We start from the raw sequence: 14,528 nt of genomic DNA on the forward strand, positions 1-14,528 counted from the left end.
AAGTCTGTCAGCTGTCATCTGTTACCCGTGATCCGTCGGCTGTCGGCTGTCCGCCATCCGCCGTCGCCCGGCGACCCTCAGCCGGTCGAGCCCTTGCGGCTCCCCCGGGTGGCCGTGTCCGCCGCGCCTCCGGCGCCGACGGCGCGCAGGCGACTCGCGGCGGTGGCGGCCAGCTGGGGGGCGAGCTTGGCGACGTCACGGGAGCCGACCACCGCGATCAGGCTCGGCAGCAGCCAGCGGACCGGCTGCATGCCCCGCACCCAGGCCTGGGCGTAGACGTGGGCGGACCGGCGGGCGATCCCCGCCACGATCCGGTCCACCGCCGGCTCCAGCGGGTACGTCTTGTTCGCCGGCCACGGCAGCCGGGACCGCATCTGCTTCAGCACGGTGTCCTCGTCGGCGCCGCGCACCATGTCGGTGTCGGTCCAACTCAGATACCCGACACCGACCTTCACGCCCTGGTAGGCGACCTCGGCGCGGAGCGAGTGGGCGAAGGCCTCCACCCCGGACTTGCTGGCGCAGTACGCGCTCATCAGCGGCGCCGGCGTCAGGGCGGCGAGCGAGGCGATCTGCAGCAGGTAGCCCCGGCTCTCGGTGAGCGCCGGCAGGAAGGCCCGCGCGGTGGCGACGCTACCGAGCAGGTTCACCTCGATGACCCGGCTGAACGCCCGGTGGTCGCTGTCCGTCAACGGTCCGCCGATGGCGATCCCGGCGTTGGCGACGACGGTGTCGATCCGCCCGTAGTGGTCCTTGATCCGTGCGGCGGTGTCCTCCAGCGCGTCGAGGTCGGTGACGTCCACCTCCCAGCTGGTGGCGTCCGGGCCGCACTGGGCGGCGACGGCCTTCAGCTCCTCCGGCTCCAGTCCGAGCAGGGCGACCTTGGCCCCGCGCCGGGCGAGCGTGCGGGCCAGCGAGGCCCCGACGCCCCGGGCGGCCCCGGTGACGACGACGACCTGCGCGGACAACGGCGGGACGGCGTTCATGCGACGGTGGTCCTCTCGTCGGTGGAGTCAGCGGAGTCAACGGGGTCAACGGGGTCAACGGGGTCAACGGCGGGGTCCACCACGGAGGGGGCGGACGCGGCCGGGTCGACGGCGGGCGTACCGACCAGGTACGCGGCGGCCATCCGGTGGATCTCCGCGGCGACCTCCACCGGGCGCTCCAGGGGGGACATGTGGCCGACCCCGGACAGCAGCAACAGCCCCTGCGGGTCCTTGAGTTCGGCGACCATCCGGTGCGCGTGCACCGGCGGCGTCAGCCGGTCGTCGGTGCCGACCACGACGGCGGTGGGCGCCGCGAGCCGGGCCAGTCCGGCGCGCACGTCCAGCCGGTCGAGCACCGCGGCCCAGTTGGCGCGGACGCCGGTCGGGCAGGCGTGCACGATCCGGGCCGTCGCCTCCACCTGACCGGCGGGCGAACCCGGCCCCATGGTCGCGTACTTGAGCGCTACCCGGGTGACCCGGGAGACCGGCCCGAGCGGCATCCGGGAGCGCAGCAGCTGCCGGTGCAGGAAGCGGCGCAGGCCCGGGGAGCGTACGCCCGGGGGCAGCACGGTGAGCTCGGCCACCAACTCGGCCGGGCCGGTGGAGATCAGGACGGCCGCGGCGGTGCGCTCGGCGACCTCCGGGCGGCCGCCGGCGGCCATGATGGTCATCCCGCCCATGCTGTGCCCGGCCAGCACGGCCCGCTCCCCCGCCGGGACGGTCCGCCGGAGCACCGCCGACAGGTCCTCGGCGAGCGCCCGGGTCGAGTAGCGCACCCGGCTCGGCGGGATCTCGCTGTGGCCGTGGCCGCGCTGGTCGTAGGCCACCACCCGGTAGCGGTCGGAGAGTTCGCGGATCACGGGGGCCCAGAACGCGGTCGAGCAGGTCCAGCCGTGCGCCAGCACCACGGTGGGCGCGCCCGGCTGGCCGTGCACCTCGACGTGCAGCCGGCTGCCGTCCGCCGATCGGACGCTCAACTCCTCGACCGGCGTGGGGTGTTCGTACTCGGCGGGCAGGTGGACGGTCACGCGGAGACCTCCTGGACGGTACGGGCGGCGGCGGCCGGCGCGGTGCGCATGATCAGCTCGTACTCACCGAGGTCCACCTTGCGGGTGGCCCGGCGGAACGAGGTGGTGGAGCCGGGCCAGAGCACGGTGTTCCGGCCGCTCGGGTCGAGGTACCAGCTGCGGCAGCCGCCGGTGGTCCAGACGGTGCGGTCCATCCGGTGCTGCAGTTCGAGGTTCCACTGCCGCTGGGCGCGCGCGGTCGGCTGCATCGCGGCGGCCCCGATCGAGCCGAGCGTGGTCAACGCGTCGATCATGTAGTTCAGCTGGGACTCGATCATGAGGATCATCGAGCTGTTGCCGAGGCCGGTGTTGGGGCCGATGACGAAGAACAGGTTCGGGAAGCCGCGGACGGTCGAGCCGCGCAGCGCCTCCATGCCGTCCTTCCACTCCTCCGCCAGGCTGGTGCCGTCGACGCCGAACACCCGGGAGCCGATGGGCATGTCGGTGACGTGGAAGCCGGTGCCGAAGACGATGGCGTCCACCTCGTGCTCGCTGCCGTCGGCCGCGACCAGCGTGGAGCCGCGCACCTCGCGCAGGCCGGAGGAGACCACCTCGGTGTTGGCCGCGGCGAGCGCCGGGTAGTAGGTGTTGCTGAGCAGGATGCGCTTGCAGCCGATCCGGTAGTCCGGGGTGAGCTTGGCCCGCAGCGCCGGGTCCGGGACGCCCTGCGCGATGTGGCGTTCGGCGAGCTGCTGGACGAGGCGCAGCAGTCCGGGCCGGCGGACGAAGGCGTCCACCTGGAGCTCCCGGAGGGCGAACAGGGTGCCGCGGCGGATCTTCGCGGTGACCGGCAGGCGGCCGTGCACCCACTTCTCCAGCTGGCTGATCTCGCGGTCGCGGCGCGGCAGGACCCAGGCCGGGGTGCGCTGGAAGACGGTGAGCTTGCCGACCTCGGGCTGGATCGACGGGATGATCTGGGCGGCGGAGGCGCCGGTGCCGACCATGGCGACGCGCTTGCCGGCCAGGTCGTAGTCGTGGTCCCAGCGGGAGGAGTGGAAGACCTTGCCGGGGAAGCCGCTGAGGCCGGGCAGGTCGGGGATCTGCGGGTCGGCGAGCGGCCCGGCGGCGGAGACGACGGCGTCGGCGGTCCACTGGCCGGCCGAGGTGGTGATCCGCCAGCGGGTCTCGTCGCCCTCCCAACGGGCCTCCAGCACCTCGGCGTTGAAGCGCAAGTGGGGGCGGAGACCGAAGACGGTGGCGACCTTCTCCAGGTAGGCGCGGATATCCGGCTGGCCGGAGAAGCTGCGCGGCCACTCGGCGTTGGGCGCGAAGGAGAAGGAGTAGAGGTGCGAGGGCACGTCGCAGGCGCAGCCGGGGTAGCTGTTGTCGCGCCAGGTGCCGCCGACGGAGTCCGCGCGTTCGAGGACCACGAAGTCGGTGATCCCGGCACGGCGCAGCCGGACCGCGGCGCCGAGGCCGCCGAAGCCGGAGCCGATCACCGCCACCCGGACGTGCGGAACGGCCTGGGCCGCCTCGGTCACGTCGGCCGCCTCGGTCACGTCGGCCGCCTCGGCCTCGCCGGTAGCGGCGGCGGTGGCACCGGCGGCGGCGGAAGCCTCGGACGAACCGGACGCGCCGGAGCGGGGGCGCTTGCTGCTGGATGCCATGCGGCCTCCTCTTGAGGGTGGGGCGGTGATCGTCGCGCTCTCCGGGGTCTACCCCCGGGACCCTGTTCAATCGCGCCAGTAATCACTGGCACGGTTGGCAGGGTAGTCCTTGCTGACACCGGATGGAAGAAGCCGGACGGACCCGGTTCCGGCGGCCTTCCCGGCCGACGGACCTATGCTGATCGCCGTGGACAAGGTCAGAGCTGCCGCGGGCGACAGAAAACGCGAGTACCGGGTGGAGGAACTGGCCGAAGCGGCCGGGATCACCACCCGCACCCTGCGCTTCTACCGCGAGCGCAAACTGCTCCAGCCGCCCCGCAAGGAGGGCCGGATCGCCTGGTACGGCGAGGAGCACCTGTCCCGGCTGCGGATGATCGGCGAGCTGCTGGAGCGCGGCCACACCCTGGGCGGCATCGCCGAACTGATCGGCGCGGGCGAGAGCGGGCGGGACGTCGCGGACCTGATCGGACTGGAGGCGGCCATCGTCGCGCCCTGGTCGGACGAGACCCCGGTGCGCCTGGACTGGGAGGAACTGAAGGCGGCTTTCGGGGACCAGCTCACCGAGGAGAACACCGCCGAGTCCATCGCCCAGGGCTTCATCACCATCGAGGACGAAGGGATCACCCACGTCAGCCGCCGCCTGATGGACGCCACCACCGAGCTGGTGGCGGAGGGCGTACCGCTCGCGGCCGTCCTCGACGCCAGTCGGCGCACCCGGGACCACGTGGACGCCATCGCCGAGATCTTCATCGAGGTGGTCACCGCGCACCTGCTCAGCGCCCTGTCCACCGACGCCCCGCTGCCACCCGGCGAGGCGGCCCGGCTCACCGAACGCATCCTGCGGGTGCGGCCGCTGGCCCGGACCGTCGCCGACGCCCAGTTCACCCTCGCGATGGACCGCCGGGTGCACGCCGAGTACGAGGAACTGCTGCGCCAGCGACGGGAGGGCGGTTCCGAGGCGTAGCGGCCGCGTCGACACCGGCGTGGCGGGCGGCGTCGTCAGGCCACGTCGGCGGGTCACATCGGCGGGTCACGTCGGCGCGCCCAGGCACGGCGGGGCCACGTCGGCATCCGGGCGCGCGTAGGGGGCGCTCGACTCCTGGGCGTGGCGGGGCAGTTGTGCTTCCGGACGCCTGCGGATCGCCCTGGGTCCAGGCGTAACCGGGCGGGCTCGGGGCAGGGATCCCCGCGCCCCGCCCGTACCCTGGAGGTGCCGTCGATGCCCAGAACCCTCAGCCGCCGCGCCGCGATCGGCCTCGCCGCCGGACTCGCCCCGGGCCTCGCCCTCGCCGCCTGCGGAGCCGACTCGCCCGCCCCGACGGCCGGTTCGCCCGGCGGGGGCGGCACCAGGACGGTCCGGCACGCGCGCGGCGAGAGCACCGTGCCGGCGCGGGCCACCCGGGTGGTGGTGCTGGACACGGACGCGCTGGACTCGGTGCTCACCCTCGGCCTCGCCCCGGTCGGCGCCACCACCGTCAGCGCGGGCGCGCCCTTCCCGAACTACCTCCCGGCCGAACGGCTGACCGGGACCAAGACCGTCGGCACGATCGGCCAGCCCAGTCTGGAGAGCATCGCGGCGCTACGGCCGGACCTCATCCTGAGCAACCAGGTCCGCGACGACAAGCGGTACGACGAGCTGTCCAAGATCGCGCCGACCGTGCTCTCCAAGACCACCGGGCCGACCTGGAAGGAGAACGTCCGGCTGCACGCCGAGGCGCTGGGCCGCCAGGCCGAGGCGGAGGCGGCGGACGCGGCGTACCGGACGAAGCTGCGGGACCTGGTGACGGCGCTCGGCGGACCGGCCAAGGCCGCCGCGACCAGGGTCGAGATGGCCCGCTTCCTGGCGGGCGCGCCGACCCGGCTGTACCTCAACGACACCTTCGTCGGCTCGCTGTTCAAGGACCTCGGACTCGGCCGGCCCGCCAACCAGGACAAGCCCGGCTTCTCGATGGAGATCAGCCCGGAGCAGGTGGACCAGGCGGCGGCCGACGTCATCTTCTACTCGCTGTACGGGGACGCGGCCAAGTCCGACCAGGGGAAGATCACGGAGGGCGCGCTGTGGAAGAACCTGGACGCCGTCCGCAACGGGCGGGTGTTCCGGGTGGACGACAACCTGTGGATGCTCGGCATCGGGTACACCGGGGCCGGCCTGGTCCTGGACGAGATCCGCAAGGACCTGGTGCCGGCGGGCGGGTGACGGATGACAACGGACGGCCGACAGATAACAGATGACAGCTGACAGATTTCAACATCTGTTAGCTGTCATCTGTCGACTGTCATCTGTTCGCCCGCCTCGCCCGCCTCGCCCGCTACCCCCGGCCATACCGGGACGGTCGCAGCCGGCCGGTGAACGCCAGGAAGGCCACGAAGGCGCCGAGGACGATCCAGCCGGGCCAGCCGCCGAGCCCCATGGTGAGCGGGTCCAGCTCGGCGTCCGGGTCGGCGAACTCCTTGACCGTCGAGACGCTCATGCTGCTCGCGAAGGTGTGCGCCAGTACGGCCGGGACCACCGACCCCGAGCGCAGCCGCAGCCAGGTGAACACCGGCAGGACGAGCACGCAGCTGACCACGAACGCGGGCACCGCCACGTACCAGGGCCGTCCCGGGTACTGGCCGCCCATCAACAGCGGCGGCAGGTGCCAGAGCGCGAAGGCCGTCCCGGTGAGCAGGTACGCCCGGACCAGGGTTGCCGTACCGGCCTCGGCGCCACCGCCGAGCCGTACCAGCCGGGGGAAGAGGAAGCCCTGCCAGCCGAGCTCCTCGCCGAAGAAGAGCGGCAGCGAGAGCGCCATCCCGATCACGCCCCGCACCGCCCAGGCAACGACCGCCCCCGCGTCCAGCGCACCGAATCCGGCGAACGGATAACTGCCCGCCAGGGCGCCGACCGCCAGCACCGCCGCCGTCAGCCCGCCGAGCACCCCGAGCGGCAGCAGGCAGGCCCGGACGGCGCGGGCCCGCGGCCGGGGCCAGTGCAGCGCGAGGGCGTCCCGCACCCCGCCTCCCCCACCCCCGTCCACATCGTCGCCGCGGCCGCGCTCCACGAAGCGGACCACGAACAGGGCCGCCAGCGCCGGGGCGAACATCGCGGCACCGATGCACAGTTGCTCGAGCCCGCCGACCTCCTCCCGGGCGTCGGCCCGCTGGTACCCGTCGGCGAGCAACGGCGCCATGGCCGCCCACATCCCGGCGTAGGCGAGGACCAGGTAGACCAACAGGCCGCGCCGACGGCCCGCGCTCGGCGGGGTTGAAGTCAGTAACGTCATGCCGAGGACGCTACGGACCCGAAGGATGCCCGGGAACCAAGTGCACTGCCGGTCCGAGGGGTTGTCGACTACCGGGCGGATGGTCCAGTTTTCTGGGTGTCGGCGACGGGTCGTGGATGCCAACGCGGATTCTGACATGGCGTCAGACAGCAAGCAGCGACAGGGGCGACGGTGGTCCGCACACCGTCGCCCCTACCGCTTGCACCTTGGCGCCTGCACCGTGGCGTCTGCACCTTGGCGCCTGCACCTTCGCGCCTGCACGACGGCCGTTCGCACCCTGGGCCGTCGCTCGCGTCCCTTCCCGCTAGCTCCGGGTCAGTTGACGTTCACCGCCGTCCAGGTGGCGGCGACCGCGTTGTACTCCGCGCTGCCCGAGCCGTACAGGTCCGCCGCCGCGCTGAGGGTGCCCGCACGGGCGCCCGCGTAGTCGGTGGTGGAGGTGAAGTACGTGGTCAGCGCCTTGTACCAGATCTGCGCCGCCTTGTCCCGGCCGATGCCCGCGAGCGTCGAGTTGTCGTACGTCGGGCTGTTGTAGCTGAACCCGTTGATGCTCTTCGCGCCGCTGCCCTCGGACAGCAGGTAGAAGAAGTGGTTCGCCACGCCGGACGAGTAGTGGACGTCCAGGTTGCCGACGTTGGCGTCCCAGTAGTCGGCGGACTGGCCGTCCTTGCTCGGCTGATCCATGTAGCGCAGTGGCGTGCCGTTCCCGTTGAGGTCGACCAGTTCGCCGATCCAGTAGTTCGGCGGGTTGGAGGGCAGGTTGGCGTACCACTCGACCATCGTGCCCATGATGTCGGAGGTGGCCTCGTTGAGGCCGCCGGACTCGCCCGAGTAGTTGAGGTTGGCGGTCGCGGCGGTCACACCGTGGCTCATCTCGTGTCCGGCCACGTCCAGTTCGGTCAGCGGGGCGGCGTCGCCGCTGCCGTCGCCGTACGACATGCAGAAGCAGTCGTCGCTCCAGAACGCGTTGACGTAGTTGGATCCGTAGTGGACCCGGCTCGTGGCGCCGACGCCGTCGTTGCGGATGCCGTTGCGGCCGAAGGTCTTCTTGTAGAAGTCCCAGGTGGTGGCCGCTCCGAACTGCGCGTCCACGGCGGCGGATTCGCGGTTGGCGGCGGTGCCGTCGCCGAAGCTGTTGCTGGTGTTGGCGAACAGCGAGCCGCTGCCCGAGGTGCCGTTCTTCATGTCGGTGGTGGACTGGCCGCCGCGGGTCGCGTCCTTGAGCTGGTACCGCCCGCCGCTCGCGGTGGTGGTCAGCGGCACCTGGCCGACGAAGACGCCCTTGCCGGTGCCGGCCGCGGTCTGCACCTTCTCGTGGGTGGAGAGCACCGCGCCGGTGGCCGCGTCGGTGACCAGGATCTGGCTGCTCGGGGTGCCGTCGGCGCGCACGCCCTCCACGGTGGTGCGGTAGGCGAGGCGGGGGTTGCCGTCGGTGGCCCAGACCACCAGTTGGGCCTCGCCGGTCTGGTGGACGTCGGCCAGCGGCGACTGGTCGGCGTCGACGGTCACGCCGACGGTGGCCTTGACGGCGCCGGTGGCCTGCGCGGCGGCCTGGTCGGCCGGGACCTTCGGGGTCACGCTCGGCAGGGCGATCCGCGCGGAGACGGCCTTGGAGACCGACTTGACCGCGCCGTCGGCCTTCTGGTGGACGACCAGGTCGCCACCGATCACCGGCAGACCGGCGAAGGTGCGCTCGAAACGCAGGTGGCGGGTGCCGTCCTTGTCCAGCACGGCGTCCTTGGCGACCAGTTGCTCCTTGTCGCCGAGGCCGAGCGCCTTGGCGAGCGGGCCGGCCTGGCCGCTCGCCACCGCGAGCACGGTCGCGTGCTGCTGAGCGGCCTGGGCCTGCGGCGAGGGGTCGGAGGAGGCGGCCTGGGCGGCGGTGCTCACCTGGATCACACCGGTCAGCAGGGCGGTGGCCGAGAGTACGGCGACGGCCGCGAGCTTTCGCTTCACGTACGAGTCCTTCCGGGAAACCGCGTGTGGGCGCGGTCGCACCTCGTCCCGGGGGGCCGGGTCGGCACCTGTGGGGCGGGACGGGCGCTGACGTGCTGAGATCCCGTTCAGCCGGGCGGCTCGCCACCAAGGGGTGGGGGTGGTGGCGGCCGCCGGGGGGATGAACAGAAGCATGACAATCCAGCAGATGAATTGACAGGTCTGCTTCAGCAGTTGGCCAGGGCCCGCCAGAAGGTGAAGAGTCTTCAAGTCGCCCGCGAACCGGGGCAATCCGCCCCACCCCGCGAATGGTTTCCGTACGACGCACGCCCGGTCGCCTGCACCGACAGCCGAACGCCCGCCGAACGCGGGTTCGGCGGGCGGGGCCGGTCGATCGTCGATCGACTTTTACAAGTGTGTAGAAGCTTCCACAAGGCTCCTTGCCACCAGGGTGGCGAGGTTCCGCCACCCCGGGCCCTTGCCCGCCCACCGGGCCCGTGCTAATCCGTGGCGGTCAGAGCTCCGCCGTCACTGGAAGCGCCACTCCTGGGCCGTGTTGCCGGGAGTGCAGGCGACCATGGTGACCGCGTTGCCCGGGCCGTTGCTGGTCATGCAGACCGAGTTCATGTAGTCGGCCAGCGTGTACGAGCCCGCGGTGGAGCCGTTGCGGACGGTCCAACTCGTGAGGAAGCTGTACCCGGTGGTGGCCGTGACCTTCCCGTCCATGGTCTGGACCAGCGCCGGTCCGCCGTTGTTGCAGGCGTTGAAGTGGATCCACGTGCCCGGGTCGGTGGAACGCACCCAGCCGTACTGCGAGGCGCCGCCGAGGATGATCGGGTTGTCACCGTTCAGGCTGTCGTTGCGCATCCCGATCGCGCGGTCGTCCCTCACGCTGACGATGGTCGTCCAGCTGTTGCCGCCGCAGGACGCGGGCCGGCTCGGGCTCTGCGGGGCGGCGGTGGTGCCGCCGCCCGCGGTCTGGGCCGGCGGCTGCGGGTTCTGGTTGACGGGCGGTGCGGGCGGTGCGGGCTGGTTGCCGCCACCCCCGCCCCCGGGCTGGTTCGCCTGGCCGCCCGAGGCCCCGCCGCCGGACCCGCCACCTGACGCGCCGCCGGAGCTCGTGCCCGTGCCGCCGGTCCGGGTGCCGCCCGAGGCGCCGCCGCCGGATCCGCCCTGGGCCGGGACCGGGACGGGGGGCTGCTGCTGGTTCTGGGCGCCGGGGACCGGCTGGTCGGGGTTCGGGGTGGCCGCCGGGGTGTCGGTCGGCGGCGGGGTGACGGGCGGGGTGGTGGTCGCGGCCGCCGGGGTGCCGCTGACGGGGCTCGCCGGAACGGTCACCACGACGGTCGGCTGGGCGGCGGGCGGCGCAATCGCGTCGGAGCCGCCGGGACTGCGGTCGATCAGCAGGGCGGTGGCGGTGCCCGCCGAGATGATGATGGGGATGATCACCGGCACCAGCAGGGTGCGCCGGGGCCGGCGCGTGCCGGGCTCGGTCTGCGCCTGCGGCCGTACCTTCGCGACCTCGTCCGGTGCGACCTCGCCCGACGCGGCGGCGTCCTTCGACGAAGCGCCGTCGTCGCCCGCGCCGGGAACGACCACGGCCCCGGCCTGCGCACCCTTACCAGTGGTTCCCTCGGCAGCGGCGCCCTTGGTGGCGGCCGGTGTAGCCGCACCTGCCCCGGCCGCCTGCTCCGGCTCCGCCCCTCCCCCGGGCTTGCCCTTGGCCGCCGGCGCCGCGGCCGGCCGGAGGGCGATCGTCCCACTGCCGGCCGCCCCGGGCTTCCCCGCGCCCGCACCGCCCGCCACGCCACCCGGGCCGCCCGCCGCGCCGCCCGGGCCCCCGGCGTGCCTGATCGCCGCCCGGGCCGCCGCCGCCATCGCGGCGGCGTCCGCGAACCGCTCCTCGGGCTTCTTCGCCAGTGCCCGGGCGACCAGCGCCCGGACGGCCACCGGGAAGGTCTCCGGCAGCTCCGGCACCGGCTGGTTGACGTGCTTGAGCGCGATCTGCAGCGGCCCGTCACCGGAGTACGGCGGCTCGCCGACCAGCAGTTCGTAGCAGACCACGCCGATCGAGTAGAGGTCGGTGGCCGGTCCGAGGGCCGAGCCCTCGGCCTGCTCCGGGGACATGTAGAGCGCGGTGCCGATGATCGCGAACGGGGCGGTGAGCTTGGTGCTGGCGAGCGCCCTGGCGATGCCGAAGTCGGTGACGGCCACCCGGCCGTCGGTGCGCAGCATCAGGTTGGACGGCTTGATGTCCCGGTGCACGATGTCCTGCCGGTGCGCGGCGTGCAGCGCGTCCAGGGCGCCGGCCACCAGGTCGAGGGCGCGCGCGACGGTCATCGGGCCGGTGTCCTCCAGGACCCGGTCCAGCGGCCGCCCGTCGATCAGCTCCATGACGATGTAGGCGCAGCGCTCGTCGCCGTCCGCGCCGCTCTCACCGTAGTCGTGGACGTCCACCACACCGGGGTGGTCGATCGCCGCGACCAGCTGGGCCTCCCGGCGGAAGCGCTGGGTCGCGGTGCCGTCCTCGAACAGCTCCGAGCGCAGGATCTTGACCGCCACCTGCCGGGCCAGCACGGTGTCCTCGGCCCGCCAGACCGAGCCCATCGCGCCGCCGCCGATCCGCTCGACCAGCCTGTACCGCCCCCCGAGCACGCTGCCCGCCCCGTTCATACCCCGGTCCCCCAGTGTGTCGTGACCCTCCCCGACGGGTCGTCGGCACACAGTGTGCCAGAGCATGTCGTGTCCTCAGCAGACCGGATCCGACAAGGAATTGAGCACGAATGTCAGGCATTCCGGAGGTACCGGGCGTGGTCGGACACCTCCAGGACCGCCGCGATGACGGCCCGGGGCCGGTCGGTGTGGACGGCGTGACCGGCGCCGCGCACCAGGATGTGCGTTCCCCTGGTGGCCGCGGACGCGACCTGCGACTGCAGGGCGGTCCAGCGGGAGCGCAACACCCGGGGCAGCCCCTCGGTCGCGCTCAGCACGGCCACCGGCACCTCGGGCAGCCGGGCACCGGACCGACGCCGGCGGATCTCGGGGACGGCGGCCGCCGTCAGCCGGTTCTCGGCGAGGACGGTCCGGCGCTGGTGGTAGTGCGCGACCACGGCCGCCTCGGCCCGGGCAAGCGGATCCGCCGGGCCGGGTGAGGACGAGGACACGGACGCCATCGCCGTACGGAGCAGCCACAGCCGGTTCAGCGCCGCTTCGGCGACCCGGACGGCGGGCGGCTGGAACTCCTCGTGCGCCGGGTCCACCAGGACCAGCCCGGCGACCAGCTCGGGCCGCTGCCAGGCGAGGAGCTGGGCCAGCTGACCGCCCCAGCTGTGGCCGACCAGGACGGCCGGACCGGCGTCCAGGTGCCGCACCAGGGCGGCGAGGTCCTCGACCTGGCCGTCCAGCGTCGGGTCCCCGGCCCGGCTCACGGCCTGGTGCGCGGTCCGGCTCACGGCCGGGCCGGCGCCCGGATTGGCGCCCCGACCGGCCACCCGGACGGCGGGGCGGTGCGGCTCGCTCGCGCCGAGCCCGGCCCGGTCGTACGCCACCACCCGTCCGTGCCGGGCGAGTTCGGGCAGAACCGGGGTCCAGGTGAGCGACGAGGTGCCGCAACCCGCGATCAGGACCACCGGCGCACCGGCGCCCTGCCCCGCCTCCACCCAGCGCAACGCCCGTCCGTCGCGGTCGAGTTCGCCCGGCCGCACGCCGCCGGGCGTGCATTCGGCGAACGCCTGGGCGACGGCCTCCTGGACGCTCCGCAGCCCCGGCCCGGCCTGCGTCCCCCGCTTGTCCTGCATGGTGTGCACCTACGGCCCCCTGGATCCGTCGCTCGGCCCCGTTCCCCCGATGCCCCGCGCGACGCTACCTGACTCTTCCTCAGGCACCCGACGCTGCCCGCCCGTTCGCTCGGTCTCCCGAATTTCCATTGGCCTGGCGATGAACAGGAGACCAACAGCTCGGGCGCGCACCACGCCCACGAACCGCGCGCCGGACCTCAGGCCGGCAGGACGCGCTTCAGCAGTCCGAGCAGTGCCTCCCAGTGCCGTTCGTCGGCGGCCGCGTCGTAGCGGGCGGTGTCGGCCTGGGTGTAGCCGTGCAGGGCGCCGGTGTAGACCTCGGCCCGGTACCGGACGCCGGCGGCAGTGAGGGCCTCGGCGAGCCGGTCGATCTGCTCGGGCGGCAGCGCCTCGTCCTGGTCCGCGTGGCCGAAGTACAGCTCGGCGGTGATCCGGTCGGCGCCCAGGTGCGGGCTGTCCGGGTGCTCGGTGGCGAGGTTGCCGCCGTGGAATCCGGCCGCGAGGGCGATCCGGTCCGGGTGGCTGGCGGCGGTCCGCAGGGCGAGGAGGGCGCCGCGGCAGTAGCCGGTGAGACCGACCGGCCCGTCCTGGACCAGCGGGGACTCGGCGAGCCAGCGCAGGTAGGCGTCCGCGTCGCGGGTGGTCACCTCGGGGGTGAGGGTGGCGAGCAGCGGGATGAGCCGGTCGAAGATCGTGTCGTCGTTCTCCGGGTCGATGAACTCCGGGAGCTGGACGACCGGTGCCCGGCCGTTGCGGTAGTAGGCGTTGGGGACGAGCACGGTGTACCCGGCCGCGGCGAGCCGGTCGGCCATCCGCTGCAGGTGCGGGCGGAGCCCGAAGGCGTCCATGTAGAGGATGACGCCGGGGTGGGCCCGGTCGTCGTCGGGGTGGGCGAGGTAGGCGTCGGCGGTGCCGTCCGCCGTCGGGATGTCCACGATGGTTCCGCGCACGGTCATGGTGAGGCGCTCCTTCCGTTCGTGCGGCAGGGTATCCGGTGGACGCCGAGCCTGATCCACACGGGTTGCCGGGGAACGCTCGGGCCACGGTGCGGCGTTGAGCGGGCATGGGGTGGATCGTGGGTGTGGTGGCGACGGTGGCGGCGCTACTCGGGCTGGCCGTGCTGGCGGCGTTGCAGATCCGGGACGAGGCGTCACCGCGTCAGCGGCAGCGCGGCCCCGGGGCGGGGTTCGGCGTCGCGGGCCTGGACGAGCTGCACGCGCTGTTCAGCCCGGGCAAGCGGATCCAGGTCGAGCAGAAGAAGGAGCAGCTGGCGCTGCGGGACGACGCGCAGGCCGGCTCGCCGCCGCACCTCGGCGTGGACCTGGACCGGGGCGTGGCGGTGCTGCGCGGCGTGGGCGCGAACGCCGACGGCGAGGGTACGAACACTGACGGCTTGGGCGCGAACGCGGCCGGAGCGAACACGAACGCCGACCGCGTGGGCGCGAACGCCGACGGCGCGGACGCGGCCGGTCAGGCGCCCCAGGTCCGGGAGCAGAGCACCAGCAGGTAGCCGTCCGGGTCGGCCACCGTCACGCCGTACTCGTTCCAGTACGGGTTGTGGTTCTCGACCCGGGTGCCGCCGGCCGCCTCCAGCCGGGCGACCAGGTCCTCGTCCACGGGCGCGCCGAGGTAGACGACGAACAGGTCCTCCACCGTCGGGGTGGGCTCCTGCGGACGCTCCGGGTCGTGGGTCAGCTCGAAGTGCCAGGCTCCGCCGGACGGGCCGACCATCAGCAGGTCGTGTTCGCCGGAGACCCGCTCGGTGGTGCGCCACTGCACGTCGAGGCCGAGGCCGCCGACGTAGAAGCGCTCGGCCGCCGCGAGGTCGCGCGAGGGCCGGGCGATCCGGACCCGCATGCTGGAATCGATCATGTCG

The 14,528-nt window shown here is 73.4% G+C and carries 12 protein-coding genes; 3 read left to right on the forward strand and 9 right to left on the reverse strand.

Annotation, left to right across the window (positions count from 1 at the left end):
* Positions 1-77: 77 nt before the first annotated feature.
* From ACYP53_RS37370 to ACYP53_RS37380, 3 genes are read right to left on the reverse strand one after another with little or no spacing between them, the layout of a single operon-like run.
* Positions 78-983 (reverse strand): SDR family oxidoreductase, encoded by a 906-nt coding sequence (locus tag ACYP53_RS37370; RefSeq protein ID WP_189913787.1) that lies wholly within the window; start codon positions 981-983, stop codon positions 78-80.
* On the reverse strand, positions 980-2,011 hold the full coding sequence (locus ACYP53_RS37375) for an alpha/beta fold hydrolase (protein WP_459650666.1): 1,032 nt from the start codon (positions 2,009-2,011) through the stop codon (positions 980-982). Before ACYP53_RS37375 ends, ACYP53_RS37370 begins: the two co-directional genes overlap by 4 nt.
* On the reverse strand, positions 2,008-3,531 hold the full coding sequence (locus tag ACYP53_RS37380) for a flavin-containing monooxygenase (protein WP_373313679.1): 1,524 nt from the start codon (positions 3,529-3,531) through the stop codon (positions 2,008-2,010). Before ACYP53_RS37380 ends, ACYP53_RS37375 begins: the two co-directional genes overlap by 4 nt.
* A gap of 301 nt (positions 3,532-3,832) precedes the next feature.
* Here ACYP53_RS37380 and ACYP53_RS37385 point away from each other — a divergent pair, with 301 nt between their 5' ends.
* Both ACYP53_RS37385 and ACYP53_RS37390 read left to right on the forward strand, forming a co-directional pair.
* The gene (locus tag ACYP53_RS37385; RefSeq protein ID WP_459650667.1) at positions 3,833-4,621 is read left to right on the forward strand and encodes a MerR family transcriptional regulator; all 789 of its coding nucleotides are present in this window, start codon (positions 3,833-3,835) and stop codon (positions 4,619-4,621) included.
* Between the two features lie 255 nt (positions 4,622-4,876).
* Complete coding sequence (locus ACYP53_RS37390) at positions 4,877-5,854, forward strand: ABC transporter substrate-binding protein (protein ID WP_459650668.1); 978 nt, start codon at positions 4,877-4,879, stop codon at positions 5,852-5,854.
* Between the two features lie 112 nt (positions 5,855-5,966).
* Here ACYP53_RS37390 and ACYP53_RS37395 read toward each other — a convergent pair whose 3' ends face one another.
* The 5 genes from ACYP53_RS37395 to ACYP53_RS37415 form a co-directional block, all read right to left on the reverse strand.
* On the reverse strand, positions 5,967-6,920 hold the full coding sequence (locus ACYP53_RS37395) for a CPBP family intramembrane glutamic endopeptidase (protein WP_459650669.1): 954 nt from the start codon (positions 6,918-6,920) through the stop codon (positions 5,967-5,969).
* 315 nt (positions 6,921-7,235) lie between these two features.
* Positions 7,236-8,876 (reverse strand): M4 family metallopeptidase, encoded by a 1,641-nt coding sequence (locus ACYP53_RS37400; RefSeq protein WP_459650670.1) that lies wholly within the window; start codon positions 8,874-8,876, stop codon positions 7,236-7,238.
* 507 nt (positions 8,877-9,383) lie between these two features.
* Entirely contained in the window at positions 9,384-11,528 is a 2,145-nt protein-coding gene (locus ACYP53_RS37405; protein WP_459650671.1) for a serine/threonine-protein kinase, read from the reverse strand.
* A gap of 113 nt (positions 11,529-11,641) precedes the next feature.
* Positions 11,642-12,652, reverse strand: a complete 1,011-nt coding sequence (locus ACYP53_RS37410) for an alpha/beta fold hydrolase (protein WP_459650672.1) — start codon at positions 12,650-12,652, stop codon at positions 11,642-11,644.
* Between the two features lie 197 nt (positions 12,653-12,849).
* Positions 12,850-13,608 carry a dienelactone hydrolase family protein gene (locus ACYP53_RS37415; protein WP_189913795.1) on the reverse strand — a complete coding sequence of 253 codons (759 nt, stop codon included), beginning with the start codon at positions 13,606-13,608 and terminating at the stop codon, positions 12,850-12,852.
* 107 nt (positions 13,609-13,715) lie between these two features.
* On the opposite strand from ACYP53_RS37415, the gene ACYP53_RS37420 reads away from it, so the two are divergent.
* Entirely contained in the window at positions 13,716-14,162 is a 447-nt protein-coding gene (locus ACYP53_RS37420; RefSeq protein ID WP_459650673.1) for a DUF6191 domain-containing protein, read from the forward strand.
* On the opposite strand, the gene ACYP53_RS37425 is transcribed toward ACYP53_RS37420, so the two are convergent.
* Entirely contained in the window at positions 14,123-14,524 is a 402-nt protein-coding gene (locus ACYP53_RS37425) for a VOC family protein (RefSeq protein WP_189913797.1), read from the reverse strand. The two genes, ACYP53_RS37420 and ACYP53_RS37425, sit on opposite strands and share 40 nt — an antisense overlap.
* Positions 14,525-14,528: the final 4 nt, after the last annotated feature.

Source organism: Kitasatospora sp. Ki12 (assembly GCF_054601375.1).

Bases quoted from the DNA above. Each gene is read 5' to 3' on its own strand.
- ACYP53_RS37395 (WP_459650669.1), bottom strand. From the start codon at position 6,920: ATGACGTTACTGACTTCAACCCCGCCGAGCGCGGGCCGTCGGCGCGGC.
- ACYP53_RS37410 (WP_459650672.1), bottom strand. From the start codon at position 12,652: ATGCAGGACAAGCGGGGGACGCAGGCCGGGCCGGGGCTGCGGAGCGTC.
- ACYP53_RS37385 (WP_459650667.1), top strand. From the start codon at position 3,833: ATGCTGATCGCCGTGGACAAGGTCAGAGCTGCCGCGGGCGACAGAAAA.
- ACYP53_RS37425 (WP_189913797.1), bottom strand. From the start codon at position 14,524: ATGATCGATTCCAGCATGCGGGTCCGGATCGCCCGGCCCTCGCGCGAC.
- ACYP53_RS37405 (WP_459650671.1), bottom strand. From the start codon at position 11,528: ATGAACGGGGCGGGCAGCGTGCTCGGGGGGCGGTACAGGCTGGTCGAG.
- ACYP53_RS37370 (WP_189913787.1), bottom strand. From the start codon at position 983: ATGAACGCCGTCCCGCCGTTGTCCGCGCAGGTCGTCGTCGTCACCGGG.
- ACYP53_RS37420 (WP_459650673.1), top strand. From the start codon at position 13,716: ATGGGGTGGATCGTGGGTGTGGTGGCGACGGTGGCGGCGCTACTCGGG.
- ACYP53_RS37390 (WP_459650668.1), top strand. From the start codon at position 4,877: ATGCCCAGAACCCTCAGCCGCCGCGCCGCGATCGGCCTCGCCGCCGGA.
- ACYP53_RS37415 (WP_189913795.1), bottom strand. From the start codon at position 13,608: ATGACCGTGCGCGGAACCATCGTGGACATCCCGACGGCGGACGGCACC.